The following is a 23,180-nucleotide window of genomic DNA, read 5'->3' as shown; positions in this document are numbered from 1 at the left end:
ACCATGCGCATCGGAGTCTTGACCGGAGGCGGAGACTGCCCAGGCCTCAATGCCGTGATCCGTGCTGTCGTTCGTACCGCGAACGGCCGCTGGGGGGATGCGATCGTCGGCTTCCAGGACGGCTGGCGCGGCCTACTCGAGGATCGCAAGATCCAGATCCTCAACAATGATCGCACCGATCGGCTGCTCACCAAGGGCGGCACCATTCTCGGCACCGCGCGCACCAATCCGGACGTGCTGCGCGCCGGACTCCCCCGCATCAAGCAGACCCTCGACGACAACGGCATCGACGCGCTCATCCCCATCGGCGGCGAGGGCACGCTGACCGCCGCCTCCTGGCTGGCCGACGAGGGCGTGCCCGTGGTGGGCGTTCCCAAGACCATCGACAACGACATCGACTGCACCGACACCACCTTCGGCCACGACACCGCCGTCTCCATCGCCACCGAGGCCATCGACCGGATCCACACCACCGCCGAATCCCACCAGCGCGTCATGCTGGTCGAGGTGATGGGACGGCATGCCGGCTGGATCGCCATCAACTCCGGCATCGCCTCCGGCGCCCACCTGACGCTGGTGCCCGAGGTGCCGTTCGATGTGGACGAGGTCTGCGCCATGGTGAAACGCCGCTTCCAGCGCGGGGATTCGCACTTCATCTGCGTGGTGGCCGAGGGCGCGCACCCCGCCCCCGCGTCCATGACCCTGCGCGATGGCGGCATCGACGAATTCGGGCATGTGCGGTTCACCGGCGTGGCCCAGCAGCTGGCGCCGGAAATCGAGCGGCGCATCGGCAAGGAAGTCCGGGTGACGGTGCTCGGGCACGTGCAGCGCGGCGGCACCCCGACCGCGTACGACCGTGTGCTGGCAACGCGTTTCGGCGTGCACGCCGCGGAAGCCGTGCACGCCGGGCAATTCGGGCAGATGGTGGCGCTGCGCGGCACCGAGATCGAACTGGTGCCGCTGTCGGAGGCCACCAAGCAGCTCAAGCTGGTGCCGCAGGATCGGTACCGGGAGGCGGCCGCCTTCTTCGGCTGAGCCGGGTCGCTCCGAGCCGAAACACACTGCGGCACACTGCCCTCGCACCTATCGGTGCGAGGGCCGTGTCGCGTTGCGGGAGACAGATCGACCGCGGCCCCGGACTCGGTCGCAGCACTCGACTCGCAACGGCTGCCGAGCTCGCTCACGATGCCGGGCTCGGTGGCGGCGCTGAACTCAGTCGCGGTGCTGGGCGTAGTGGCGGGCGGCGCGGGCGCGGTTGCCGCATGCCACCGAGCACCACTCCTGGCGCGGATGCGATTTCAGGAAGTAGCGCACGCAGCGCGGGGCCGGGCAGACGCGAATCTGGGCGGCCTCGGGGCCGGAGAAGAACTCGACGGTGGCGTCGGCCAGTCCGGCCATGACGGTGGCCAGGTCGTCCGAGGTCAGCAACCGGTGCTCGGTGTGCGGACCCGCGTCGTCCCATGCCAGCAGCCGCAGCGCGGGGGCGGCCGCGCGGTTGATGGCGGCCAGCGCGTCCGGGAAGGCCGGCAGCACCGCGGCGTCGGCGGAGCTGGGCGGCTGGGGCGCAACGTATTCCGCGAACAGCGCGCGCACGTTCTGCCGCAGGTCCGCCAGGGCGGCGCGCTCGTCCTCGGTGGGCAGGTACGCCTCGAGGTCCAGGTACACACCGAGATTCGCGGCATTGGCGACCAGCCACTCCCGGGTGGATTCGGGGGTGCCGAAGGCATCCGTGAGGCCACGGCTGGTGGCGCGGATGGTGTTCGCCAAACGGAGTGCCAAGGGATCGACCATGTCCACATTCTAACGGGTATTGCGCTTTTGCTCCATTATGTTCTAACGTACAGAGGCACGATCTTCCGTTAGAAAGATGAGGACATCATGATCACCCCGATCGACAACGCACCGCTGCTGGACGAGGTCAAGAAGCGGATGGGCCGGGTGCCGAACATGACCAAGGTGATGGCCAACGCGCCCGTGGTACTGGAGGGTTACCTCGGGCTGTCCGGCGCACTGAAGAAGGGCACGCTGCCGACCCCGACCTCCGAGCGCATCGCGCTCACCGTCGGCGCGGCCAATGACTGCGAATACTGCGTCGCGGCGCACACCTTCACCGGCAAGCGGGTCGCCAAGCTGAGCGACGCCGAGGTGGAGGCGGCCAAGGTCGGCACCTCCGCGGACCCGAAAGAGGCTGCGGCCGTTGCCTTCGCCCGTGAACTGACCGAGAGCCGCGGCAAGGCCGACCCGGCCGCCGCACTGGCCGCGGGGTGGACGCAGGAGCAGGTGCTCGAGATCGTCGCCCTGGTCGCCCTGCAGACCCTGACCAACTACGTCAACAAGGTCGGCGAGACCGAAAACGACTGGCCCGCCGCGTAATCTGTCCCGTTTCTGACGCGATCGGCTCCCTCGGGGCCCCGTGCGAATTCTTAAGGTCGGAAATCATGAACGCCGTCAAGACCACCAGCCTCGTCGACGCGCAGGTGCTGCGCAGCCTGCTCCACAACGGCATCGTCATCCGCGCGGTGGCGCTGGCCGTCGCCACCATCGTGCTGCTCGTCATCCACCACCCGACCTGGGTGCCCTACTCGGTGAGCGCCTACGCCATCTGGAACGCCGCCGCGGTCACCCTCAACTCCGCCCGTGCCGCTACCGCCCGCACGGCCTGATTCCCAGTGCCGCCACCGGATTCCGCCGGGCCGAGGTTCAGTCGTCGAACCGCCCGGCGGCCAGGGCGGCAGTGAAACGATCCCAGTCTGCCGGCGGGAAGATCAACGTCGGACCGCTGGGGTTCTTACTGTCCCGGACGCCGACGCCACCGGAGAGGAAAGCGACTTCCACGCATTCCTTCGCGCCGGTGCTGCGGGCGCTCTTGAACCACCGGACGCCGGGTTCGACGGTCACGTCGCATACTCCTTCGCTGCCCTCCGCAAGAGGTCTCTGCTGGTCGTCTCGTCCAGCGCGGCGCGCCGGATCGCTTGGTACGCCTCGCGGTATCGGTCGACCGCGGCCTGCTTCTCCAGGTAGAGGTCGCCGAGGAAGTTCTCCAGGTAGACGACCGTGGGTTCGACAGGCCGGTTGCCCGAATCCCGGCCGAAATCCAGGATCACGAACGGGCCGACGGTGTGACCGATCGGTATGCCCGCCGAGAAGGGTAGTACACGAACAGCGATCGTCGGCAGCGTCGACATGTCCGCGACGCGTCGCAGCTGCGCGGCCATCACTCGCGGGCCGCCGACAATCCGACGTAATGCGGTTTCGTGCACCACGACGTCGAAGGTGGCCGGACTTCGCCTGCGCGTCAGGAGGCTTTGACGACGCGTCTTCAACTGCACGCGGCGGTCCAGTTCGTCATGTGCAGCAGCCGGCCAGTAATCATTGATCAGGACCCTTGCGTACTCGGCGGTCTGGAACAGTCCCGGGACGATCTCCGGCTGATAGGAGATGAGGGCGCGGGCCGAAGCCTCCAGGCCCACATACATATTGAAACCTTCGGGAATCAGATCGTCGTATTCGTGCCACCAGGACTTGACGCTGGCCTGTTGCGCGAGGCCGGTGAGGGCGGAGCTGAACTCATCGTCGAAGTCGTAGATTCGGCACAATTCCCGGACGTCGAGGACCCGGATCTTCTCGGCATTACCGGTTTCCAGCCGCTGCAGCTTCGATTCGCTCCACTCCATCAGCCCCGCCGCCTCGGCGATCGTCATATTGCACTGCATCCGACCCTCCCGCAGGTATCGCCCCAGCTGACGACGCGGCAGAGTCGAACCATGCTCCGACATCGAATCCTCCCCCACGAACGCGGTTTTCGGTCACTGCGAATGATGCTCCCACGCGATATGAATGCCGACCTGGAGCTTTCGGAAAGTTTCCCACCGCGTCCGGGCTTCGATTGCCGGTTCGCCGAAACGGTGCTGGACTGGAGTCGCGCCCGGTGAGAAGCCGGAGCCCCGATATCTCTGGACCCACTCGTCCCCGAGCCGGGCGCACCCAATCCCTCCCGGCCGCTCCGCGGTCGCTCGGTATGACCAGGCGTGACAAGGGATCCGAATGCGACGTGGGGCCTCAGGAATCTCGATAGGCTTGGCGAGGCCCGGCGCGGATGCGCCGCATGCCGAGCACCAGTGCCGGACCGCGAATTGTTCAGCCCCCTGCACTGCCCCCGGTGGACACCATGATGTATCTGTTCGACTGCACGATGGACCCCGGCGACCTGGCCCTGACCCAGGCCCATCAAGCCATGCAGATCCACAAGTTCTGCACCGTGGACAACTGCCTGGTCCGCCGCCGCGCCCGCCAAATCCTGGTCGACAAGGGCCAAATGGTCCTCGGCCTCCGAGCCGACCCGTACCCCCGTGCCTAGCCCGACACAACCAGCACCGCGACAACCACCAGCAGCACCAGTGCCACCACCGCCAGCCCCAGCACCACCACGGCGGTGAGCTGCGACGCCTCCGCCCGCTGCGATGTCGGAATCAGCCCGGGCTGCACCGGATTTCCCCCGAACGGCGGCCCACCGTACCCGGGGCCGCCCGGCACCCCACCTACATAGCCCCCGTATCCCGGCATTCCAGCAGCCGGACCAGAACCCGTCGTTCCGGCGATTCCGCCCGAAACCGGCTCGGACACAGCGAAACCCGACGTCGCCCCCTCAGTCGCCACCCCGCCTACGCTCCCCGCTCCGCCTACACCGTCCGACCAGCCGCTACCGTCCGTCGCATCGGGCACGTACGCCCCCGAATCGGGATGCCGCGCCACACCACCCGATTCGTCCTCAGCGCCACCGGAATCCGTTGCACCGACAGCGCCATCCGACCGCGGCGGGCCGGACTCCGCGGCCTCCCCATCCAAGACCGGCTCGGTCGCCCGCATCTCCGCAGCCCCGGCAGCCGCACCCGCCTCGTCCGACTCGCCGGCCACCGCAACCGCTGTCGACTCAGCCGCGGCCGACGATGCCGCGGACACCGGCGGCGCGACAACCGGCTGTGTCAGTACCGTCACGGGCTCGGCGATGATCCCCTCGGAGCCGGGCGACCCGGTGGTCCCGCCGAGACCCCGCTCCCCCGAATCCGATTCGCCCGTTCCGCCGGCAACCGACGGCCCCGATACACCACCGCCCGCCGAACTCGACGAATCCTCACCCGCCGCTGCGGATCCCGCCCGCTCCGGCCGGTCGGTCCCCGACGCGGCAAGCCCGGTCGACGACTCCTCCGGCTGCCCCGCCGAAACCACCGGCTGCGGAACGACATCCGTCGGCCGCTGCGACGCATCATGCGCATCCGCCAACCGATTCACCCGCCCGGCATCCGTTGGCTCGGCGTCCGGTACCGCCTGCGGTGCCGGCGCGGGGTAGGCGGACTGATACGGGGGCGGCGGGTAGGTCGGGGCGGCAGCGGGCGCGGGGACTTGTGGCTGCGGCCCCGCCGACTGTGCGGGCGGTGGGTAGCCGGGGGCACCGACGGGCTGTTGGGAGCCGGGGGGTGCGGACTGCGGTTGCGGCGCGGGGTAATTGGGCGCGAGCGGTTGCTGCGGGGGTGCGGGATAGGCCGAGGGTTGGGGTGGCAGCGCCGTGGCGGGGTACGGCTGGGGCGGGGCCGGGTAGGCCTGGCCGGGGTAGGGCTGGGGGGCGTAGTTCGGTTGGGGGGCGGGGGGATTGGGGTAGGTGGGATGGAGGGGCTGCTGGTGGACCGAGTGCTGGACCGGGGGGCCGGAGAGGGCACGGCGGGCGGCCTTGGCGAAGTCGGTGCAGGTGGGGAAGCGGTCGGCGGGGCGTTTGGCCATGGCCTTGGTGAGGACGGCGTCCATGGCGGGCGAGAGGCCGGGGCGGCGCAGGGAAACGGGGGGCGGAAGGAGCTGGAGGTGGCCGCGGATGAGTTCGGCGGGGTGCGGCGAGTCGTAGGGGCCGGCACCGATCAGGAGCCAGTAGAGGGCACAGGCCAGGGAGTACTGGTCGGTGGTGGGGTCCAGGTGGGCGCCGGTCATCTGCTCGGGCGAGGCGTAGGCGAGGGTGGCGGTGAACATGCCTGCCTGGGTGAGGTGGGTGGAGTCCTCGCGCAGGCGGGCGATGCCGAAGTCGGTGAGGAAGACGCGCTCGCCGTGGCCGGCGACGGCGCGGGCCAGAATGATGTTGGCAGGCTTCACATCCCGGTGCAGCACCCCCATGCCGTGCGCGTAGTCGAGTGCGCTGGCCACCCCTTCGATCACCTGCACCGCCCGTTCGGGCGGCAGCGTCGCGACATTGATGCCGGCGGCGTCCACCCCGTCCACGTACTGCATGGAGATCCACAGCATCTCGTCCTCGGTGCCGCGGTCGTACACCTCGACGATATTGGGATGGTCCAGCCGCGCGACCAGATCCGCCTCGCGTTCGAATCGGGCGCGTATCTCCCTGTCCGCGTACAGTTCCCGGTTCAGCAGCTTCAGTGCCGTCAACTTGCCCAGGCGGGGATGCCGGGCGAGATAGACCGAGCCCATCCCGCCCTGTCCGAGCAGTCGTTCGATGGTGAACCCGGCGAACACGTCACCGCTATTCAGCACTGGCTACGACCCCCTTCCGGCGACGTACAAGTCCGTGAGCCTACCCGTCGAAACCCTGTCCGGGCAGGTCAGCCCGGGGTCACCAGTCCCGTTTCGTAGGCCAGCACCACCGCCTGCGCCCGATCACGCAGGTTCAATTTGGTGAAGACCTTCGACACGTGCGTCTTCACCGTTTGTTCTGCGACAAAAAGGCTTTCAGCGATCTCGGCATTGGACATGCCGCGCGCCACCAGCTCCAGCACCTCGCGTTCCCGCGGGGTGAGCACCGACAGCTGCGGCGCGGGCGCGCGCCGGGCGCGGCGACGCGTGACATCGGCGATGAGCCGGCGCGTCACGGTCGGCGCGAGCAGCGCGTCACCGGCGGCCACTACCCGGACCGCGCGCACCAGTTCCTCGGCGGGCGCGTCCTTGAGCAGGAACCCGCTGGCCCCGATGCCCAGGGCCTCGTACACATAGTCGTCGATATCGAAGGTGGTGAGCATGAGCACCCGCACCGGTGGTTCGAAGCCGGCGGAGAGAATCGAGCGGGCGGCGTCGAGCCCGTTCATCTCCGGCATGCGCACATCCATCAGCACCACGTCGGGGCGCAGCCGTTTCGCCTCGGCCACAGCGATTTTCCCGTCCGACGCGTCCCCGACCACGCTGATATCGGGCTGCGCCGCCAGCAACGCCCCGAACCCCTGCCGCACCATCGCCTGATCGTCGGCGATCAACACGGTTATCGCCACAGTCCCACCTCACGCACGACACCGAGTTTGCCATGCCCCGACCGGAACGGCCCGCGCGACGACTACTTCGCACCCCCTCCATCGCACGCGCTCGCCGGGCCGGACCCGGCTCGGTGACCGGAACCCCGAACTCAGTGGCCGGAGCCGAGCACCTCCGCCCTGCCCGCGGCACTCGGCACGGGCGCCAGCGGCAGCCGGGCCTGCACCTCGAACCCGCCGTCCGGTCGGGGCCCGGCGGTGAGCACGCCGCCGACCGCGGCCGCACGGGTCTGCATACCGGCGATACCGCTGCCGGACGTGCCCGAGTGATCACCCGGCCGCACCGCGATCGGCCGATCATTGGCGACGGTCAGGGTCAGCTCGCTTGCGCAGCCGAGGTCCACGCGCACCGCCGCCCCGGGCGCGTGCCGGGACGCATTGGCCAGCGACTCCTGCACGATCCGGTAGAGCGCCAGGCCCGTGGTCTCGGGCACGGTGTCGAGGCTGCCGTCGACGGTCCAGGTGAGCGGCACCCCGGCACGCTGCGCGCCCTCGAGCAGACCCGGGACGTCGGCGGCCGAGGGCTGCGGCGCATGCTCGGGCAGCTGCCCGTCACTGCGCAGGACGCCGAGCATGCCGCGGATCTCGTTGAGCGCCGCCCGCGCACCGGTGCCGATGGACTCGAATTCGGCTTGGGCATCGGCCGACAGCCCGGTGATCCGATACGGCGCAGTCTGCGCCTGCACCACCACCATCGACATGTGGTGCGCCACCACATCGTGCAGGTCGCGGGCGATGCGCGCCTTCTCCTCGAGGATGGCGCGGCGGGCCCGCTCCAGCTCGGTCTCCTCCTCCGATTTGAGTAGCGCCTGCCGCGACAGCACCACCCACCGGATGAGCAGGCCGAACACCACCAGGCCGGTGATGGCCAGCGGCCAGCCGAACCCGGATTCGGCGAAGCTGTCCCCGGTCTGGGCCATGGCGGTGGCGAACAGCAGCGAGGTGGCCACCCACACCACGGCCACGATCCGGATGGGGGCGCGCACGGCCACCGCGAACACCAGGGCGAACAGCACCAGGATGTGCACCACCTGGAACGGGATCGTATTGCCCGGCTGATGCGGCACCGCGAGCGCGATCATCAGCGCCGAACCGGCCGAAACCGCCCATCCCAGTGGCGAATTCACTCGCAGCAGCAGAATCGGGAACGCGGCGAAGCCCGCGATGAACGGCGCGGCCGCGGCCGGAACCTTGTGCGTCAGATGCAGCGTCGGCCAGGCCACCGCGATGAAGACGATCGCGAGCAGGACCGTGAACCCGTCGAACACCTGCCGCGCCCGTGCGACACGGGCCTGCCCAGACATATTTCCGACCATGCCCTCGACCGTAGAGACTCCGCGCCGCCCGCACCTCATACCCCTGAGTGATCTCCCACCCCCTACCCGGGTACGACACCCGCTCCGGCCTCCCCCGACCCGCCCACTCCGGAACCGCCCCGCAGGCTGAGGCCCCGGTCGGAGCCCGATTCCTAGCGTCGAGACCCATGAGAGCGTTCCCGAATTCCCGCAGGACTTCGCCCCGTTCCACCGCCTCCCGGTCCGCGGCAGCCGTCGGCCACCCAGCCAGCGGCTCGCCGGCGGACCGGTTGCGCCGGGTCGGCGTGCTCGCCGCGGCCGCGACCATCGTATGCTCGGCCGGCGTGGCCTTCGCCCCGGCCGGGGGCGCTGCGGTCGGCATTCCGGTCTCGCCGGAGAACGCGGCCGCCCGCACCGGAATCCTGCAAGCGGTTGCCGCGCAACCGGACCCGACGGTCATCCCCGAGGACTTCGTGACCGAAGCCGGGTACCGCCCGGTCATCGAGGCGGGCATGCTGATCAACCCGAACGGTGACTGCTCCTCCCCCGTCCCCCTGCCCGCCGAATTCGATCTGGCCTGCAAATCCCACGATCTCGGCTACGACCTGCTGCGCTACGCCGCCGCGCACGGCCAGCCGCTCGGCCCGTGGGCCCGGCAAACCGTGGACGCCGCGCTGGAACGACGCATGCACGCGGCCTGCGACACCCGCGAAAACCCGGTCTCGCGCGCCCAATGTCAGGTCATGGCCAGCGTCGCCACCACGGCCGTGGACCTGAACTCCATCCGCCAGGACTACGGCAACCCCATCTACGAGCCCTTCTTCGAGCCCTCCGGCGACGCCCCCTCCCCCGCCACCCTCACCCTCGCCGGCATCGGACTCGCCGCCGGGCTGGCCACCGCGACAACCATTCTCGTGCGCCGCAGGCGCTCCCGCCGGGTCAGCCTCGCGCCAGAGCGCGGACCCGGCACACTCGACGGCGTGGCGGTGGCGCTGTGACCCGCCCACCCGAGATCACGAGCGCACCGCTCGATCGGGCCGAAGCCACGACCGTGGCAGCCGACATCCCTGGCTCGTCTCGAATGCGGTTCGGGTGGGCGTGGTTTCGAGTGCCGCGGGTGGAGACGAGTGTGGCGGTGGCGGGCGGGACCATGATCTCGTTGGCGCCGGGGCTGCTGCCGCGGACGCCGGCGGCGCAGGCGATGCTGACCGCACTCGTGGTGCTGATCGGGTTGGGGCTCGCGGCGGTCATCCGGATGGTGTTGCGGTGGACTCGATTCGGGGTCGCGCACCTGCCGCGCGGGCGGGTTCCGGCATTGATCGTGGCGGTGGCGCTGGTCGGGATGGCGATGAGTAGTGCCGAGCAGTGGCAGAACAAGCTACGGGCCGCCATGGGGGTCGGCGGGATTGGACCGTGGTACTGGGCGCAGTGGCTCGCGTGGACCGTTCCGCTGGTTGTCGTGGCGGTCGCGGTCGCGCGCGGGGTGGGCTGGGCGGTGCGGAGATTGGGACGGGCGCGCAGTATCGCGGCGGGGGTGGCGCTGCTGATGGCGGGGCAGCTGGTGATCGTGCCGACGGTGGTGGAGTGGCGGCGGGCGGCCTATGCGGCGGCCAATTCGTATGTGGATCCGGAGTTGGTGCAACCGGATTCGCCGACGCGGTCGGGTAGTCCGGTGTCGATGGCGAGCTGGCCGTCGCTGGGAGCGCAGGGCCGCCGGTTCGTGGCGGGGGCGCCGGCGCGGACCGCGCGGGTCTATGTCGGGCTGAACTCCGCGCCCGATCTGGATTCCCGGGTGGCGCTGGCGATTCGGGAGCTGGAGCGCACCGGCGGACTGCAGCGCCGCAATCTGGTGGTGACGGTGCCGACCGGTTCGGGCTGGATCGACAGCGATGCGGCCAAGGGTCTCGACGCCCGCTTCGGCGGTGATGTCGCCCTGGTCGGTCTGCAGTACTCCGACGCCCCGAGCTGGGTCACCTTCGTCTTCGGGCGCAGCGCCGCCGAGCAATCCGCCCGCGCCCTGTTCCGGGCCGTGGAGCAGAGGATTGCGGCGCTACCGAATCCGCCGAAGCTCTACATCTACGGCCAGAGCCTGGGCGCGCTGGGCGGCAGCGCCGTCTTCACCGATGCCGCCGACCAGGACCGCCGCGTCTGCGGCGCGCTCTGGGCGGGCCCGCCCGCCGGGCAGGTGCAGCACGGCCGCGCGACGGTACTGGCCAATGCCTCCGATCCGGTGGTGCACTGGTCGCCGGCTCTGCTGTGGCACGCACCGGATCTCACCGGCACCCGCCCGGACGCGCCGGTCCCGCACTGGCTTCCGGTGATCAGCTTCCTGCAGACCACCGCCGACCTGCTGGGCGCGCTCGACGCCCCGCCCGGTCACGGTCACCGCTACGGCGCCGACCAGGGCACGGTCATGCCGGGCTGCTGAGCGGCGCCGCGGAATTCGCGGGTGAAGTCGGCGGCCAGCCGTTCGATGGCGGCCGCCGCGTCGAGGCCGGCCCGCCAAGGTGCGGGGATGGCGTGCACCCCGAGCCGGGCCCCGAGCAGCGCACCGCAGACGGCGCCGGTCGAGTCGCTGTCCCCGGAATGATTCACCGACAGCAGCACGCCGTTGCGGAAGATCTGTTCCGGTGTGCCGCCCACGTTTTCGGCGCATACTGCCGCGCACACCCCCAGGGCCAGCGCCTCGGACCCGATGACGCCGGTGCCCAGCGGCTCCAGCAGTCCGGGCGGCGGCATCGGCCGTCCCCGGAAGGCCACGGTGTCGGCCAGCCGCACGGCCGCGTCCAGTGCCTGGGTGGTCTCCTCGTGATCGCGGTTGCGAACCAGCTGGGCCCGAGCCTGTTCCACCGCCGCCCGCACGTCCAGTCCCTGGCACAGCCCGTACACGATGGCCGCGAACGCGCCCGCCGGCAGCCAGCCGCTCGGATTGCCGTGGGTGAGCGCCGCCGCGTCACAGGCCAATTCGAAGGCGTACTCCAGCGAGGGCATGAACCCGCACGGTGCGGATCGCACGGTGGCCGCACAGCCCTTGGAGTCGTTGATCGGATGATCGCGGGTGCCCAGCGGAATTCCGGGCTGCTGCCGCGCCGCCACCCGCAGCATGGCCGAGATGGTCGTCTGTGTCGGCCCCCGGTAGGTCATCAGCTCCGGGTATCCGGTCAGCCCGCTCTGCAACGGCACCGGCTGTTCCGGCACCGCCGCCTGCCCCTGCCCGCGCAGCCACACCAGCAGGTTCTCCTGGATCATGCCCACCGCGGCGGCGGTGCCACGCCCGCGCGCCCGCGCGCCGCGGATGAGCGCCTCCATGGTGAACAGCGCCAGCTGCGTCTCGTCGGAGATACGGCCCCGGTAGCCGCTGCCCTCCCCGGTGACGCCCTGGATCCCGTAGCGCTGCTGGATGTTCGGCAGCAGCATGGTCTCGATCGGCGCGCCCAGCGCGTCCCCGACGGCGCCGCCGAACAGGCAGCCGAGCACGGTGTCCGGACGCGGCAGCCGGTCCGCGACCGGCCCGCGCGGCCGCCGCACCAGCGACACCGGTTCGGCCACCGTCTCCCACGCGGTCTGCGCGAATTCGAAGCAGGTGTCGTAGCGGTCGCGCGGATCCTTGGACAGCGCCTTCCGCAGCACCGCGTCCAGTTCTGCGGGCAGCTCGGGCCGCAGCAGGCTCACCTCGGGCGGCGGCGATTGCAGATGCCCGAGCATGACGGTCGCGATATTCGGCGCGTCGAACGGCCCGTGCCCGGTGAGCAGCCGAAACAGCGTGCACGCTAGGGAATATTGGTCCGATCGCGGCCCCATGGGCGCCGAGGTGAGCTGTTCCGGGGAGGCGTAGGCCAGGGTGGCATTGAGCATGCCGGTGCGGGTCAGGTGCGCGGTGTCGTCGAGCACCCGGGCGATGCCGAAGTCGCTGAGCAGCGCCCGCTCGGCGAATCCGGCGCCGATGCCGCCGGAGCGGGACAGCAGGATATTGGCGGGCTTCACATCCCGGTGCAGTACGCCGCGCCCGTGCGCGTAATCCAGTGCGGCCGCGGTCTGCACGATGATCTCGACCGCCCGGTCGGGGCTGAGGTCATAGGGGTCGATGGAGGCGCAGTCGACCCCGTCCACGTACTGCATGGCGATCCACAGCTGCTCGTCCTCGTCGCCACGGTCGTAGACGGTGATGATGTTGGGATGGTCGAGCTGGGCGATGACATCGGCCTCGCGTTCGAACCGGAGGCGAGTCTCGTTCTCGCCGAACATCTCCCGGTGCAGCAGTTTGAGCGCGATGAGCCGCGGAAGCCGTGGGTGGCGGGCAGCGTAGACCGAACCCATTCCGCCACGGCCCACTTCGCGCTCGATCACGTAGCCCGCGAAGACTTCGCCGCGTCGCAACATCCCCAAGAAAACCCTTCACACACGCCGAACCGCTGCCAGCCTACCGGTCTGGACCGACACGCCGCAGGCATTGCCCGATCGGCCGGATGCCGATCGGGCGGATACGGATAAGTCTGGCAGCAGGATTCGGGCAACCCGGGCGGACAGCGCCCGGTCCCCGGCCGGTGGATGCGGACGGCCCCCGCCGGTGGACACCGGCGAGGGCCGAATTCGATTGCGGGACCGCCTCGGTCAGGCTGTCTCCCTTGCCTCGATCAGGCCGTCACGATTGCCTCGATCAGGCCGTCACGATTGCCTCGATCAGGCGATGGGCCCGCGGGCCGCCTCGTAGGCCGCGCCGACCCGGTAGAGCCGGTCGTCCGCCAGCGCCGGGGCCATGATCTGCAGACCGACCGGCATGCCGTCGTCCGCGCTGAGCCCGGACGGCACCGACATGGCGCAGTGCCCGGCCAGGTTGGTGGGCAGCGTGCACAGATCCGAGAGGTACATGGCCAGCGGGTCGTTGACCTTCTCGCCCAGCTTCCACGGGGTGAACGGGCTGGTCGGCGAGACCAGCACGTCGACGGTCGCGTAGGCCTTGTCGAAGTCCTGCGCGATCAGGTTGCGGACCTTGTTGGCCTGACCGTAGTAGGCGTCGTAGTACCCGGCCGACAGCGCGTAGGTGCCGATCATGATGCGGCGCTTGACCTCCGGGCCCAGCCCGGCCTCACGGGTCATGGACATGACCTGCTCGGCCGAGTGCGAGCCGTCGTCGCCGACGCGCAGGCCGTACCGCATGGCGTCGAAGCGCGCCAGGTTCGACGACACCTCCGACGGCAGGATCAGGTAGTAGGCGGGCAGCGCGTATTCGAAGTGCGGGCAGGACACCTCGACCACCTCGGCGCCGAGCTCCTTCAGCTGCGCGACCGCGGCGTCGAAGGAGGCGATGACGCCCGGCTGGTAGCTGTCGGAGTGAAGTTCCTTCACCACACCGACTTTCACGCCCTTCAGGTCGCCCTCGGCGCCCGCGCGGGCGGCGGCGACCACCGGCGGCACCGGCACATTGCGGGAGGTGGAGTCCTTCGGGTCGTAGCCCGCGATCACCTCGTGCAGCAGCGCGGTGTCCAGCACGGTGCGTCCACACGGGCCACCCTGGTCCAGCGAGGACGCGCAGGCGACCAGGCCGAAACGGGACACGGTGCCGTAGGTCGGCTTGGTGCCGACGGTCGCGGTGACCGCGGCGGGCTGGCGGATGGAACCGCCGGTGTCGGTGCCGATGGCCAGCGGCGCCTGATACGAGGCGAGCGCCGCGGCGGAGCCACCACCCGAGCCGCCCGGAATCCGGTCGGTATCCCAGGGATTGCGGGTCGGGCCGTACGCCGAGTTCTCGGTGGACGAACCCATGGCGAACTCGTCCATGTTCGTCTTGCCGAGGATCGGGATGCCCGCCTCGCGCAGCTTGGTGGTGAGCGTCGCGTCGTACGGCGACACCCAGCCTTCGAGGATCTTCGACCCGCAGGTGGTCGGCATGTCCGTGGTGGTGAAAACGTCCTTGAGCGCCAAGGGAACACCGGCCAGCGCCGAGACCACCTTGCCGCCGGCGACCTGACGGTCCACCTCGGCGGCGGTCAGCAGCGCCTGCTCGCCGGCCACGTGCAGGAAGGCGTTGATCTCCCCGTCGACCTCGGCGATGCGCTGGATGTGGGCCTCGGTGACCTCGACCGAGGAGACCTCGCGCGCGTGGATCTTGTCCGCGAGTTCGGCCGCGGACAGTTTGGTCAGGTCTGTCATTCGCCCTCTCCCAGAATCTGCGGAACCATGAACCGCTGCTCGTCGACGGCCGGCGCCATGGCGAGCGCCTGCTCCGGAGTCAGGCAGGGCTGCTCCGCATCCGGGCGCGTCACATTGGTCTCCGGATTCGGGGATGCGGTGGTGGGCACGTCCGCGGCGGCGACCTGCGAGATCTGCGCGACGTGGGTCAGGATGGAATCCAGCTGACCGGCGTACAGATCGAGTTCGTCGTCCGTCAAAGCGAGCCGGGACAGCCGGGCGAGGTGAGCGACCTCGTCCCTGGAGATGGCGGGCACCGCGGGACCCCTTTCGGCATGGTTCGAGCTTGGTGATTGGCCATCCCACAGCCTAGTGGGTCGCCTCGAGCCACCGGTCGCAGGTGTGCGCCAGACCTGGCACCATCAATGTGTAACCGACGGGTAAGTGGCCCGCATCACAGGGAATGGTTCGATTCGATAACCAGCTCTCGAGGGTGTAAGTATTGCGGGACTCGGGTACCCGTCCGAAAGTTTCGGTCGCACAGTAAAGAAAGGAAGGCACGTGTCTTATCTGCTTCGCGTGCAACTTCCGGATCGCCCAGGGAGTCTCGGATCGCTGGCCTTGGCGCTGGGTTCCGTCGGCGCGGACATCCTCTCGCTGGATGTCGTCGAGCGCGGCGACGGCTTCGCGATCGACGACATCGTGGTGGAGGTGCCCTCGGGCGCGCTGCCCGACACCCTCATCACCGCGGCCGAATCCCTGCACGATGTACAGGTCGATTCGCTGCGCCCGTACTCCGGGATGCTGGACACCCACCGCGAACTCGAGCTCATCGATCAGGTCGCCAATGCGCGCGACGATCGTTTGCAAGTGCTGGTCGACGGCGTGCCGCGGGTGCTGCGGGTGGGCTGGTCGACCGTGCTCGACATGGGCCCACAGGGCGCGTATCGCGTGGTGGGCTCGCAGAGCGCCCCGTCGACCCAGGCGGCGTCGGCGCCGTGGATGCCGCTGGAGAAGCCGACGGTCCTCGACGGTGAGGCCGACTGGCTGCCGCAGCTGTGGAAGGACATGGACACCAAGCTGGCTGCCGCTCCGCTCGGTAATACCGGCAAGGTGCTGCTGCTGGGCCGCCCGGGTGGTCCGGATTTCCGGCCGTCGGAGGTCGCACGGCTCGGCTATCTGGCCGGCATCGTCGCCACCGTGCTCGGCTGAGCCGCACCACCTTTCTCGCACAGCGTTTCACACCCCCGCCGGAGATCCGGTGGGGGCGTTCTCGTCTGCCCGGCCGCTGTTCACCGTCCCGTATCTACGTATGAACTTAGTAGATTCACAGGACTTACCTACCATTCGTCTACGTAGACAACCTACGGTCGCACTTAGTAGATAAGTCACCGACGTGACCAGAACCGGCAAGCAGATCAGCAGTGACGCCATGCAGAGAGGCAGGACGCCATGCAGCAAGCCCATCGATCACGCCCGAACCTCCGCCAATCAACCCTCGCCCTGACCCCCATGGCCGGACTGGCCGCAGCCATGCTCGCAGCCGGGCCCGCCACCGCCGAATCCCTGTCCCGCGGCACCATTTCGCCCGGCGCCTCCGATTCGGCCGGGCCCCGATCCGGCGGCAGTTCGGGCATCATCACCCACGGTGACGACCCCACCGGCCTGCACGCGAGCGACCCCTTCGGCTACCTGCACTCGGACATGAATCCCGTTCTGCAGAACCAGCATCCGCGTTCCCCCGGCAAGGTCCCCGCCCCTTCGCCGCACCCGTTCGACAACCGGGCGGGCAATCCGTCCGTCTGGACGCCGTCCTGGAACGCCGACAGCTCCGGCTACACCGTCTGCCGCCCGCTGGCCAGCTTCTGCTGACCCAGCACCGAGCTACGGGAGCCCCCATGCGCAATCCCGCAACACCCATCCCGATAACCACGAGCACCATGCCCACCACCGCGAATACGACACCGACCACTGCGAAGTCCACACCCACCCGCGCGACCACCGCGTCCACCCGCGCGAGCAGGCCCGCCACGCCGGGCGGCCCGAACATGCCGGGATGACAGACCGGACTTCCGTCGCCGCCGTCCCCGGGACATCGCCCGCGAAACCGTCGCGGGCCCGCGAGGTTGGCCGGTTCGACCGCATGACGGTCGAGCCGGTCCGCCGCGGCCGGTCGATGAGTCCGCCGCCGCCCTTCGCCCATTCGACAATGCCGGGCGTCCGGCCCGGCCAGGTCAGCGTGCCGCAGCGATCTCCAGGCGCATCACCGTGAGCGGCAGGCCCGTGTCGGTGCGCCAATCTCTTTCCGGCACATGCGCAAAGCCCAGCGTGTCGTACATGCGCCGTGCATCCTGCATGGTCGGCATGGTGGTGAGCACCACAGCGTCGAACCCTTCGGCGCGGGCGGTATCGATCACCCGCGTCATGAGGGCAGTCCCCACTCCCAGCCCGCGGGCCCCCTTGGACACCGCGAGCATCCGGAACTCCAACTCTCCCGGCCGGGCGATATCCGCGAACGGCGTGCCGGGCCGGGCCATGGTCAGCGAGCCCAGCAGCTCGCCGTCGCGGACCGCCACCAGGATCTCGGCCGCCGCCGCCCGGGTGGCCGTATCGGCGAGGTCCTCGACATAGGGACTACGCGGATTCACATGCCCCTCACCGACATACACCTCGACGGTCAGTTCGCCGATGGCCGGGTAGTCCCCGGGCTCGGCCACCCGAATCTCCACGCCGCCGTCCCGTGGCCGCTCGGTCCGCACCTTCATCACCACAACTCCATCCTCAACCCCACCCCGCAGCACGCGATTGCCTCGCCGATCGCACCGCACCGGGCGCGGGCGCGCGAAGCGCCGGGCCGGTGCGAATCGATTTCTAGGACACCGCCTCCGGGCTCTCGGACACCGGTTCGGGGGTTTCCGACACCGCCTCCGGACCGCCCTCGAGCAGTTTCACGAAGCCTGCCTCGTCGAGGATGGGGACACCCAGTTCCTCGGCCTTGGCGGCCTTCGAACCCGGCGCGTCGCCGATCACGACGAAAGCCGTCTTCTTGGACACGGATCCGGCCGCCTTGCCGCCGCGGACGAGGATGGCCTCCTTCGCGCCGTCGCGGGTGAAGCCTTCCAGCGAGCCGGTCACCACGATGGACAGGCCCTCCAGGTTGCGCTCGATGGACTCGTCGCGCTCGTCCTCCATCCGGACGCCGGCGGCGGTCCACTTGTCGACGATCTCGAGATGCCAGGGCACGGTGAACCATTCGGTGACCGCGGTGGCAATGGTGGGGCCGACGCCGTCGGTGGCGGCCAGTTCCTCGGCCGAGGCCTCCCGGATGCGGTCCATGCTGCCGAAGGCGGTGGCCAGGGCGCGGGCCGCGGTGGGACCGGCATGGCGGATGGAGAGGGCGACCAGCACGCGCCACAGCGGGCGGTCCTTGGCGGACTCCAGATTCTCCAGCAGGCGTTTGCCATTGGCGGACAGGGTGCCGTTCTTGTTGGTGAACAGCGTGGTGGTGAGCAGCCTGTCCGCGTCGAGGGAGAACAGGTCGCCCTCGTCGGCGATGGCGCCCGACTTCAGCAGGTCGATGGCGGCTTCGTAGCCCAGCGCCTCGATATCGAACGCGCCGCGCCCGGCCACGTGGAATACCCGCTCCCGCAGCTGGGCCGGACAGTACTGCTGGTTGGGGCAGCGGATATCGGCGTCGCCCTCCTTGGCCGGGGCCAGCTCGGTGCCGCACTCGGGGCAGTGCGTGGGCATCACGAATTCCCGCTCGCTGCCGTCGCGGGCGTCCACCACCGGGCCCAGCACCTCGGGAATCACGTCCCCGGCCTTGCGGATGGTGACGGTGTCGCCGATGAGCACGCCCTTGCGCTGCACCTCCGAGGCATTGTGCAGGGTGGCCATGGCCACGGTGGAGCCCGCCACGGTGACCGGCTGCATGACCGCGAACGGCGTAACCCGGCCGGTGCGACCGACATTCACCTGAATGTCGAGCAGCTTGGTGGTGGCCTCCTCCGGCGGGTACTTGTAGGCGATGGCCCAGCGGGGCGCGCGCGAGGTGGCGCCCAGGCGGCGCTGCAGGCTGAACTCGTCGACCTTGATGACCTGGCCGTCGATCTCGTGCTCGATGTCGTGGCGGTGCTCGCCCCAGTAGTTGATGCGGCCGACCACCGCGTCCGCGCCCTGCACCCGGATCGTGTGCGCCGACACCGGCAGACCCCAGGAGGCCAGCGCGCGGTAGGCCTCGAACTGCGATTCCGGCGCGAAGCCCTCCAGCCGGCCGAAGCCGTGGCAGATCATGCGCAGCCGCCGCCGCGCCGTCACCGCGGGATCCTTCTGCCGCAGTGACCCGGCGGCGGTATTGCGTGGATTCGCGTACGGCGCTTTGCCTTCCGCGACGATGGCGGCGTTGAGCGCCTCGAAGTCGGCCAGCGTCATGAACGCTTCGCCGCGCACCTCCAGGAGCTTGGGCACCGGGAACTCGTCGCTGTGGATCAGCTCGTGCGGAATGTCCTCGATGGTGCGGGCATTGAGGGTGACGTCCTCACCGGTGCGGCCGTCGCCGCGGGTGGCGCCGCGCACCAGCTTGCCGTCCTCGTAGACGAGATTGAGGGCGACGCCGTCGATCTTCACCTCGCACACGTAGTGCAGATCGGCGCCGGCATCGGCCTCGACCTTGGCGATCCACTGCCGCATCTCGTCCTCGTCGAAGACGTTGTCCAGCGAGTACATCCGCTCCAGGTGATCCACGGGCTGGAACTCGGTGGTGAAGCCGCCGCCGACCAGCTGGGTGGGCGAATCCGGGGTGCGTAGATCCGGATGCGCCTCCTCGAGCGCCACCAGCCGGTTGAACAGCTCGTCGAACTCACCGTCGGTAATGATCGGCGCGTCCCGCACGTAGTAGCGGAACTGATGGTTGCGAACCTCCTCCGCCAGCCGCTGCCACTCGACGCGCTCGTCCCCGCTCGCCGCGGTGATCTCCATGCCCGATTCGCTCACACCAGGCACTCTATCCCGCCTCACCGACAGGTTTGATCAACATTCCCGCACGTCGCACGCCTGATGCGCGGATTTTCCGGCCTCGGGAACACGCCCGTAACCGCCCGGGTTCCACTCGGTATGGACCTCGCCAAGGCAGTCGATTTCGCGCGCTCCCACCGTAAGTCGGTGCTCACCACGATTCGCCGCGACACCCGTCCGCAGCTGTCCAATGTGCTGCACTGGGCCGGCGAGGACGGCATCATCCGGATCTCCATCACCGCAGACCGTGCCAAGTACCACAATCTGGTCCGGGAGCCGTGGGCCGCGCTGCACATGAGCAGTGACGACTTCTGGTCGTACGCGGTCATCGAAGGCGAGGCCGAGGTCTCCCCCGTCGCCGCCGATCCCGACGACGCCACGGTCGACGAATTGGTCGCCTACTACCGCGCCCTCAGCGGCGAGCACCCCGACTGGGACGACTACCGCCGCGCCATGGTCGCCGACCGCCGCGCCGTCGTCCGCCTCGCTCCCGCCCGCGCATACGGCCTGCTCCGCTGAGGTTCGCGCACACCGTTATTCGACCGCGGCGCAATTCGTGCCGATCACACCGGTTTCGAACCCGGATATCGCGAAAGTTGCCCTCCGAGTGCCACCCCCGCGGAATGCCCGAATAAGGTGAGTCGCATTTCCGACCCGCGACCGGCAGGATGTCCAGGGTGTTGCGTAGTTTTCAGGTGTCGAATCATCGGTCACTCGCCGAACCGCAGGAACTGCGGCTGACCCGGGGTAGCGGGCCGGTCGCCACACCGGTCACCGCCGTCTACGGGACGGCCGCCACCGGCAAGACCGGCCTCATCGACGCGCTCGATCGCATGCGCGACGCCGTGCTGAATTCGGTCACCGGGTGGGATCCCTACTCCGGGCCGGTTCGGACGCCGCACCTCGGATTCTCCGATCGGCCTTCGGAATTCGTCGCGAACTTCGTCGCCGAGGGGTGCCCGTACACCTACGGGTTCCGGCTCGACAATGCCGATGTGGCCGCGGAATGGCTGCACTCGCATCCGCACAATCGCAAGCGCGTGGTGTTCGAGCGCGCCGGCGACGACATCCGCATCGGACCCATGTTCGAGGCCGCGCGGTACGGGCTGGGCGCCGTGGTGCCGCTGGTGCGCCCGAATGCCTTGCTGCTCAGCCTGTCCGGGCAGCTGTACGCCGAGCCGTTGGTCCCGGCCTACCGCTGGTTCCAGTCACTGCTGGAAGTGCAGTGCGGGCAGCCGGATCCGCAGGAGGTGGCGCACCGGGTGGGCTCGCACATCTCCCGCTCGACCGACCACGCGGTGCGGCTGCTGACGCTGCTGCGCGCCGCCGACCTCGGCATCACCGATCTGCTGCTGCCGTCCGACGACCCCATGTACGCCGACTACCTGCGTGACCTGGACGCCGATATCGCCTCCACCACAAAGGAAATCGAGTCCTGCACCATCTCGGCGAACTACGCCGAGGAGATGTTCCTCGAGCACGGCATCACCGTCACCCTGCTGCAGCGCGAACTGGCCAACCTCTACGCCGCCCGGGACGCGCTGTACTCACGCATGGTGGCCCGCCGCGGCGTCGGCCTGGGCCTCACCCACGAGGGCATCGAAACCGCCTTCGACATCACCGACGAGTCCGGCGCCACCCTGGCCATGCTGCGCCTGCTGCCGCCCATGCTCGATGCCCTCGACACCGGTGGCGTGCTGGCGGTGGACGATATCGACGCCGCCCTCACTCCCGAGACGGCCGACAGCCTCATCCAGCTGTTCCAGAATCCCGAAACCAATACCCAGGGCGCGCAACTGGTGTTCACCACCGCCAACCGCACCCTCATCGACCGCGGCAACGGCCGCTCCCAGTCCAAGCGCACCACGGTCTGGCAGCTGCGCCGCCACAACGGCGTCTCCGAACTCACCGCCCACTAGCCGCACCCGTCACGTGGCCCCGGCCGGGCATGAACTCCACGCCGCCTAGCATGGAGTTCATGCTCCTGCAGCTCATGTTCGTCCTGCTGATCGGCGGCGCACTGGCCGCGGCCCTGGTGTACTACCGTCGCGGCAACGGCGGCAGCTCACGAGCCTTCTCCGGCGACCCGCTCGCCGCCTCCTGGAACGCCGCCCCCGCCGGCCCTGAATCCGGCACCCTCCACGTCACCGGCGTCAGCCCCCGCCCCGACGACCTCGGCGAGCAGTACGTCACCATCACCGGCAGCATCTCCGGCCCCACCGTGGTCGCCCACGAGGTCTACGGCCGTTTCGCCTGGGACGTGAACAACTGGCCCGCCATCGGCGACCAGATCCCAGTCGCCTACCCCTCCGGCAAGCCCGACAAATGGCAACTCGACCACCCCGGCGCCCGCCCCTACTTCGGCTCCAAACGCCCGAAGGACCGGGGTTGAACGGACCTCGGTTTCCGTTCCGTGCCGCACGCCGGGCATAGACCCGGCCAGCGCCGGGCGCTCAGCGGCGGATGGCGGCGATGGTGCCGATGCGGGGGTCGAGCGGGGTGGTGGGGCGAGGTAGGTGGGCGGTCATGTCGTTCCAGCTGCGGAATTCGGTGGTCCAGCCGATGGTGTTGAGCCAGTGTTCGATGTCGGAGTCGGGGGTGTGGGTGGGTGCAGGCGGTTGTGGGGTGTCGTCGCCGGAGACGAGGCGGCGTAGTTCTCGGTACCGAGGGGATTCGGGGTCGATGGTCATACGTCCTGCGCCGAAACGGCTTGCGGGGGCGGACAATTCGGTGAGGGTCAGGACTACCTGGCGGTTCCAGTCCTGGTTGAGATAGCCGAGTGAGCCCTCGTCGACCCAGCAGGTCGGGACGGTTGGATCGAAGCCGATGTCGAGCAGGGTTTTTCGCCAGTTTTCGCGAAGGTCGGCGATGACCACGTGGCGGTGGCAGGTGGGGGTGGCGGCGGTGGCGGCGAGGACCGGTTCCTTGAAGGCGAAGAGTTCGGGGAGGTCGATCTCGTAGACGTGCAGGGTGGGCGGGAGGTCGAGGCGGTAGGCGCGGGTGTCCAAACCGGCGCCCAGGAGGACGATCTGGCCGCAGCCGGCCTCGATCGCCTCCCGGAAGCGCTCGTCGACCAGGCGCACGCCGATGGTGCGGCCGTCGTAGAACTGGTCGGCCAGGGCTTCCATCCGCGCCCAGCGTTCGGGGTCGAAGCCTTTGCGGGCCGCGGCCACGAAGTCCTTCGCCTGCGGGTCGTCGTAGAGGCGATCGTCGCGTTCGGATTCCCGCGCCCGGATGATGGCGACCCCGATGGCGGTCACGGCCACGCCGTCGACCGGCACTCTCGCTGCTGTCTCGGTCATGTCTTGCTCCCCACTGCGCAAAGTAACTTGCCGACCGGCTAGGTATCTGCCGGTGATGGAGACGCTAGGCTTCCCCTTGCCGGTCGTCAAGCAGAAAGGCGGCCGACCGTCAGGAAGAAGGCCGGGGTACCGAGGGAAGGACT

Annotated in this window: 24 protein-coding genes; 12 read left to right on the top strand and 12 right to left on the bottom strand. The window is 69.4% G+C overall.

Annotation, left to right across the window (positions count from 1 at the left end; all coding sequences use genetic code 11):
- Positions 1-3: 3 nt before the first annotated feature.
- On the top strand, positions 4-1,035 hold the full coding sequence (locus ABZ909_RS10310; protein ID WP_356997574.1) for an ATP-dependent 6-phosphofructokinase: 1,032 nt from the start codon (positions 4-6) through the stop codon (positions 1,033-1,035).
- Positions 1,036-1,212: 177 nt separating this feature from the next.
- On the opposite strand, the gene ABZ909_RS10305 is transcribed toward ABZ909_RS10310, so the two are convergent.
- The gene (locus ABZ909_RS10305; RefSeq protein ID WP_356997572.1) at positions 1,213-1,791 is read right to left on the bottom strand and encodes a CGNR zinc finger domain-containing protein; all 579 of its coding nucleotides are present in this window, start codon (positions 1,789-1,791) and stop codon (positions 1,213-1,215) included.
- 87 nt (positions 1,792-1,878) lie between these two features.
- On the opposite strand from ABZ909_RS10305, the gene ABZ909_RS10300 reads away from it, so the two are divergent.
- Both ABZ909_RS10300 and ABZ909_RS10295 read left to right on the top strand, forming a co-directional pair.
- On the top strand, positions 1,879-2,373 hold the full coding sequence (locus tag ABZ909_RS10300) for a carboxymuconolactone decarboxylase family protein (RefSeq protein WP_356997570.1): 495 nt from the start codon (positions 1,879-1,881) through the stop codon (positions 2,371-2,373).
- A gap of 65 nt (positions 2,374-2,438) precedes the next feature.
- On the top strand, positions 2,439-2,663 hold the full coding sequence (locus ABZ909_RS10295; RefSeq protein ID WP_356997568.1) for a hypothetical protein: 225 nt from the start codon (positions 2,439-2,441) through the stop codon (positions 2,661-2,663).
- 37 nt (positions 2,664-2,700) lie between these two features.
- Here ABZ909_RS10295 and ABZ909_RS10290 read toward each other — a convergent pair whose 3' ends face one another.
- Together ABZ909_RS10290 and ABZ909_RS10285 are read right to left on the bottom strand one after the other, a co-directional pair.
- Entirely contained in the window at positions 2,701-2,898 is a 198-nt protein-coding gene (locus ABZ909_RS10290; protein ID WP_356997566.1) for a DUF397 domain-containing protein, read from the bottom strand.
- Positions 2,895-3,776: a helix-turn-helix transcriptional regulator gene (locus ABZ909_RS10285; RefSeq protein WP_356997564.1), complete on the bottom strand. Its 882-nt coding sequence runs from the start codon at positions 3,774-3,776 to the stop codon at positions 2,895-2,897. The genes ABZ909_RS10290 and ABZ909_RS10285 overlap by 4 nt, the downstream gene beginning before the upstream one ends.
- A 392-nt stretch (positions 3,777-4,168) precedes the next feature.
- On the opposite strand from ABZ909_RS10285, the gene ABZ909_RS10280 reads away from it, so the two are divergent.
- Positions 4,169-4,357 carry a hypothetical protein gene (locus ABZ909_RS10280; RefSeq protein ID WP_356997907.1) on the top strand — a complete coding sequence of 63 codons (189 nt, stop codon included), beginning with the start codon at positions 4,169-4,171 and terminating at the stop codon, positions 4,355-4,357.
- Here the strand turns inward: ABZ909_RS10280 and ABZ909_RS10275 are convergent.
- The 3 genes from ABZ909_RS10275 to ABZ909_RS10265 all read right to left on the bottom strand — a co-directional run bounded on the left by ABZ909_RS10275 (position 4,354) and on the right by ABZ909_RS10265 (position 8,614).
- Complete coding sequence (locus tag ABZ909_RS10275; protein WP_356997562.1) at positions 4,354-6,531, bottom strand: protein kinase; 2,178 nt, start codon at positions 6,529-6,531, stop codon at positions 4,354-4,356. The genes ABZ909_RS10280 and ABZ909_RS10275 overlap by 4 nt on opposite strands.
- Positions 6,532-6,599: 68 nt before the next feature.
- Entirely contained in the window at positions 6,600-7,259 is a 660-nt protein-coding gene (locus tag ABZ909_RS10270; protein WP_356997561.1) for a response regulator transcription factor, read from the bottom strand.
- A 131-nt stretch (positions 7,260-7,390) separates the two neighbouring features.
- Complete coding sequence (locus ABZ909_RS10265) at positions 7,391-8,614, bottom strand: histidine kinase (RefSeq protein ID WP_356997560.1); 1,224 nt, start codon at positions 8,612-8,614, stop codon at positions 7,391-7,393.
- A gap of 167 nt (positions 8,615-8,781) precedes the next feature.
- Here ABZ909_RS10265 and ABZ909_RS10260 point away from each other — a divergent pair, with 167 nt between their 5' ends.
- Together ABZ909_RS10260 and ABZ909_RS10255 are read left to right on the top strand one after the other, a co-directional pair.
- Positions 8,782-9,591 (top strand): hypothetical protein, encoded by an 810-nt coding sequence (locus ABZ909_RS10260; RefSeq protein WP_356997559.1) that lies wholly within the window; start codon positions 8,782-8,784, stop codon positions 9,589-9,591.
- Positions 9,592-9,710: 119 nt separating this feature from the next.
- Positions 9,711-11,021 (top strand): alpha/beta-hydrolase family protein, encoded by a 1,311-nt coding sequence (locus ABZ909_RS10255; protein ID WP_356997557.1) that lies wholly within the window; start codon positions 9,711-9,713, stop codon positions 11,019-11,021.
- Here ABZ909_RS10255 and ABZ909_RS10250 read toward each other — a convergent pair.
- The 3 genes from ABZ909_RS10250 to gatC form a co-directional block, all read right to left on the bottom strand.
- Positions 10,982-12,973, bottom strand: a complete 1,992-nt coding sequence (locus tag ABZ909_RS10250; protein WP_356997556.1) for an ADP-ribosylglycohydrolase family protein — start codon at positions 12,971-12,973, stop codon at positions 10,982-10,984. The genes ABZ909_RS10255 and ABZ909_RS10250 overlap by 40 nt on opposite strands.
- Before the next feature lie 300 nt (positions 12,974-13,273).
- Positions 13,274-14,743, bottom strand: coding sequence for an Asp-tRNA(Asn)/Glu-tRNA(Gln) amidotransferase subunit GatA (gene gatA, locus ABZ909_RS10245; RefSeq protein WP_356997554.1), 1,470 nt, complete (start codon positions 14,741-14,743; stop codon positions 13,274-13,276).
- A complete protein-coding gene (gatC, locus tag ABZ909_RS10240) occupies positions 14,740-15,039 on the bottom strand; it encodes an Asp-tRNA(Asn)/Glu-tRNA(Gln) amidotransferase subunit GatC (RefSeq protein ID WP_356997553.1) in 300 nt (99 codons plus the stop codon). The genes gatA and gatC overlap by 4 nt, the downstream gene beginning before the upstream one ends.
- Before the next feature lie 244 nt (positions 15,040-15,283).
- Between gatC and ABZ909_RS10235 the strand changes: the two genes are divergently transcribed.
- The 3 genes from ABZ909_RS10235 to ABZ909_RS10225 all read left to right on the top strand — a co-directional run bounded on the left by ABZ909_RS10235 (position 15,284) and on the right by ABZ909_RS10225 (position 16,782).
- Positions 15,284-15,934 carry an amino acid-binding protein gene (locus tag ABZ909_RS10235; RefSeq protein ID WP_356997552.1) on the top strand — a complete coding sequence of 217 codons (651 nt, stop codon included), beginning with the start codon at positions 15,284-15,286 and terminating at the stop codon, positions 15,932-15,934.
- 240 nt (positions 15,935-16,174) lie between these two features.
- Complete coding sequence (locus ABZ909_RS10230) at positions 16,175-16,594, top strand: hypothetical protein (RefSeq protein WP_356997551.1); 420 nt, start codon at positions 16,175-16,177, stop codon at positions 16,592-16,594.
- A 26-nt stretch (positions 16,595-16,620) separates the two neighbouring features.
- Positions 16,621-16,782 carry a hypothetical protein gene (locus ABZ909_RS10225; protein ID WP_356997549.1) on the top strand — a complete coding sequence of 54 codons (162 nt, stop codon included), beginning with the start codon at positions 16,621-16,623 and terminating at the stop codon, positions 16,780-16,782.
- Positions 16,783-16,956: 174 nt separating this feature from the next.
- On the opposite strand, the gene ABZ909_RS10220 is transcribed toward ABZ909_RS10225, so the two are convergent.
- Both ABZ909_RS10220 and ligA read right to left on the bottom strand, forming a co-directional pair.
- Entirely contained in the window at positions 16,957-17,487 is a 531-nt protein-coding gene (locus ABZ909_RS10220; RefSeq protein ID WP_356997547.1) for a GNAT family N-acetyltransferase, read from the bottom strand.
- 106 nt (positions 17,488-17,593) lie between these two features.
- Positions 17,594-19,699, bottom strand: coding sequence for an NAD-dependent DNA ligase LigA (gene ligA / locus ABZ909_RS10215; protein WP_356997906.1), 2,106 nt, complete (start codon positions 19,697-19,699; stop codon positions 17,594-17,596).
- 135 nt (positions 19,700-19,834) lie between these two features.
- On the opposite strand from ligA, the gene ABZ909_RS10210 reads away from it, so the two are divergent.
- From ABZ909_RS10210 to ABZ909_RS10200, 3 genes are all read left to right on the top strand, one after another.
- Entirely contained in the window at positions 19,835-20,254 is a 420-nt protein-coding gene (locus tag ABZ909_RS10210; protein ID WP_356997546.1) for a PPOX class F420-dependent oxidoreductase, read from the top strand.
- A gap of 149 nt (positions 20,255-20,403) precedes the next feature.
- Entirely contained in the window at positions 20,404-21,654 is a 1,251-nt protein-coding gene (locus tag ABZ909_RS10205; RefSeq protein ID WP_356997545.1) for an ATP-binding protein, read from the top strand.
- A 59-nt stretch (positions 21,655-21,713) separates the two neighbouring features.
- Complete coding sequence (locus tag ABZ909_RS10200) at positions 21,714-22,127, top strand: hypothetical protein (protein WP_356997544.1); 414 nt, start codon at positions 21,714-21,716, stop codon at positions 22,125-22,127.
- A 61-nt stretch (positions 22,128-22,188) separates the two neighbouring features.
- Here the strand turns inward: ABZ909_RS10200 and ABZ909_RS10195 are convergent, their stop codons facing one another.
- Positions 22,189-23,037: an SAM-dependent methyltransferase gene (locus ABZ909_RS10195; RefSeq protein WP_356997543.1), complete on the bottom strand. Its 849-nt coding sequence runs from the start codon at positions 23,035-23,037 to the stop codon at positions 22,189-22,191.
- Positions 23,038-23,180: the final 143 nt, after the last annotated feature.

Origin of the sequence: Nocardia sp. NPDC046763 (genome assembly GCF_040645495.1) — a bacterium.
GTDB lineage: Bacteria > Actinomycetota > Actinomycetes > Mycobacteriales > Mycobacteriaceae > Nocardia.
Note: the sequence above shows the minus strand (reverse complement) of the source record. Positions and strands in the feature narration are given on the sequence as shown.

What these genes read in the sequence shown, in the direction of transcription:
- ABZ909_RS10310 (WP_356997574.1), top strand. Translation starts at nt 4, where the DNA reads ATGCGCATCGGAGTCTTGACCGGAGGCGGAGACTGCCCAGGCCTCAAT.
- ABZ909_RS10305 (WP_356997572.1), bottom strand. Translation starts at nt 1,791, where the DNA reads ATGGTCGATCCCTTGGCACTCCGTTTGGCGAACACCATCCGCGCCACC.
- ABZ909_RS10300 (WP_356997570.1), top strand. Translation starts at nt 1,879, where the DNA reads ATGATCACCCCGATCGACAACGCACCGCTGCTGGACGAGGTCAAGAAG.
- ABZ909_RS10295 (WP_356997568.1), top strand. Translation starts at nt 2,439, where the DNA reads ATGAACGCCGTCAAGACCACCAGCCTCGTCGACGCGCAGGTGCTGCGC.
- ABZ909_RS10285 (WP_356997564.1), bottom strand. Translation starts at nt 3,776, where the DNA reads ATGTCGGAGCATGGTTCGACTCTGCCGCGTCGTCAGCTGGGGCGATAC.
- ABZ909_RS10280 (WP_356997907.1), top strand. Translation starts at nt 4,169, where the DNA reads ATGATGTATCTGTTCGACTGCACGATGGACCCCGGCGACCTGGCCCTG.
- ABZ909_RS10265 (WP_356997560.1), bottom strand. Translation starts at nt 8,614, where the DNA reads ATGGTCGGAAATATGTCTGGGCAGGCCCGTGTCGCACGGGCGCGGCAG.
- ABZ909_RS10260 (WP_356997559.1), top strand. Translation starts at nt 8,782, where the DNA reads ATGAGAGCGTTCCCGAATTCCCGCAGGACTTCGCCCCGTTCCACCGCC.
- ABZ909_RS10250 (WP_356997556.1), bottom strand. Translation starts at nt 12,973, where the DNA reads ATGTTGCGACGCGGCGAAGTCTTCGCGGGCTACGTGATCGAGCGCGAA.
- gatA (WP_356997554.1), bottom strand. Translation starts at nt 14,743, where the DNA reads ATGACAGACCTGACCAAACTGTCCGCGGCCGAACTCGCGGACAAGATC.
- ABZ909_RS10230 (WP_356997551.1), top strand. Translation starts at nt 16,175, where the DNA reads ATGCAGCAAGCCCATCGATCACGCCCGAACCTCCGCCAATCAACCCTC.
- ABZ909_RS10225 (WP_356997549.1), top strand. Translation starts at nt 16,621, where the DNA reads ATGCGCAATCCCGCAACACCCATCCCGATAACCACGAGCACCATGCCC.
- ABZ909_RS10220 (WP_356997547.1), bottom strand. Translation starts at nt 17,487, where the DNA reads ATGAAGGTGCGGACCGAGCGGCCACGGGACGGCGGCGTGGAGATTCGG.
- ligA (WP_356997906.1), bottom strand. Translation starts at nt 19,699, where the DNA reads ATGGAGATCACCGCGGCGAGCGGGGACGAGCGCGTCGAGTGGCAGCGG.
- ABZ909_RS10210 (WP_356997546.1), top strand. Translation starts at nt 19,835, where the DNA reads ATGGACCTCGCCAAGGCAGTCGATTTCGCGCGCTCCCACCGTAAGTCG.
- ABZ909_RS10205 (WP_356997545.1), top strand. Translation starts at nt 20,404, where the DNA reads ATGTCCAGGGTGTTGCGTAGTTTTCAGGTGTCGAATCATCGGTCACTC.
- ABZ909_RS10200 (WP_356997544.1), top strand. Translation starts at nt 21,714, where the DNA reads ATGCTCCTGCAGCTCATGTTCGTCCTGCTGATCGGCGGCGCACTGGCC.
- ABZ909_RS10195 (WP_356997543.1), bottom strand. Translation starts at nt 23,037, where the DNA reads ATGACCGAGACAGCAGCGAGAGTGCCGGTCGACGGCGTGGCCGTGACC.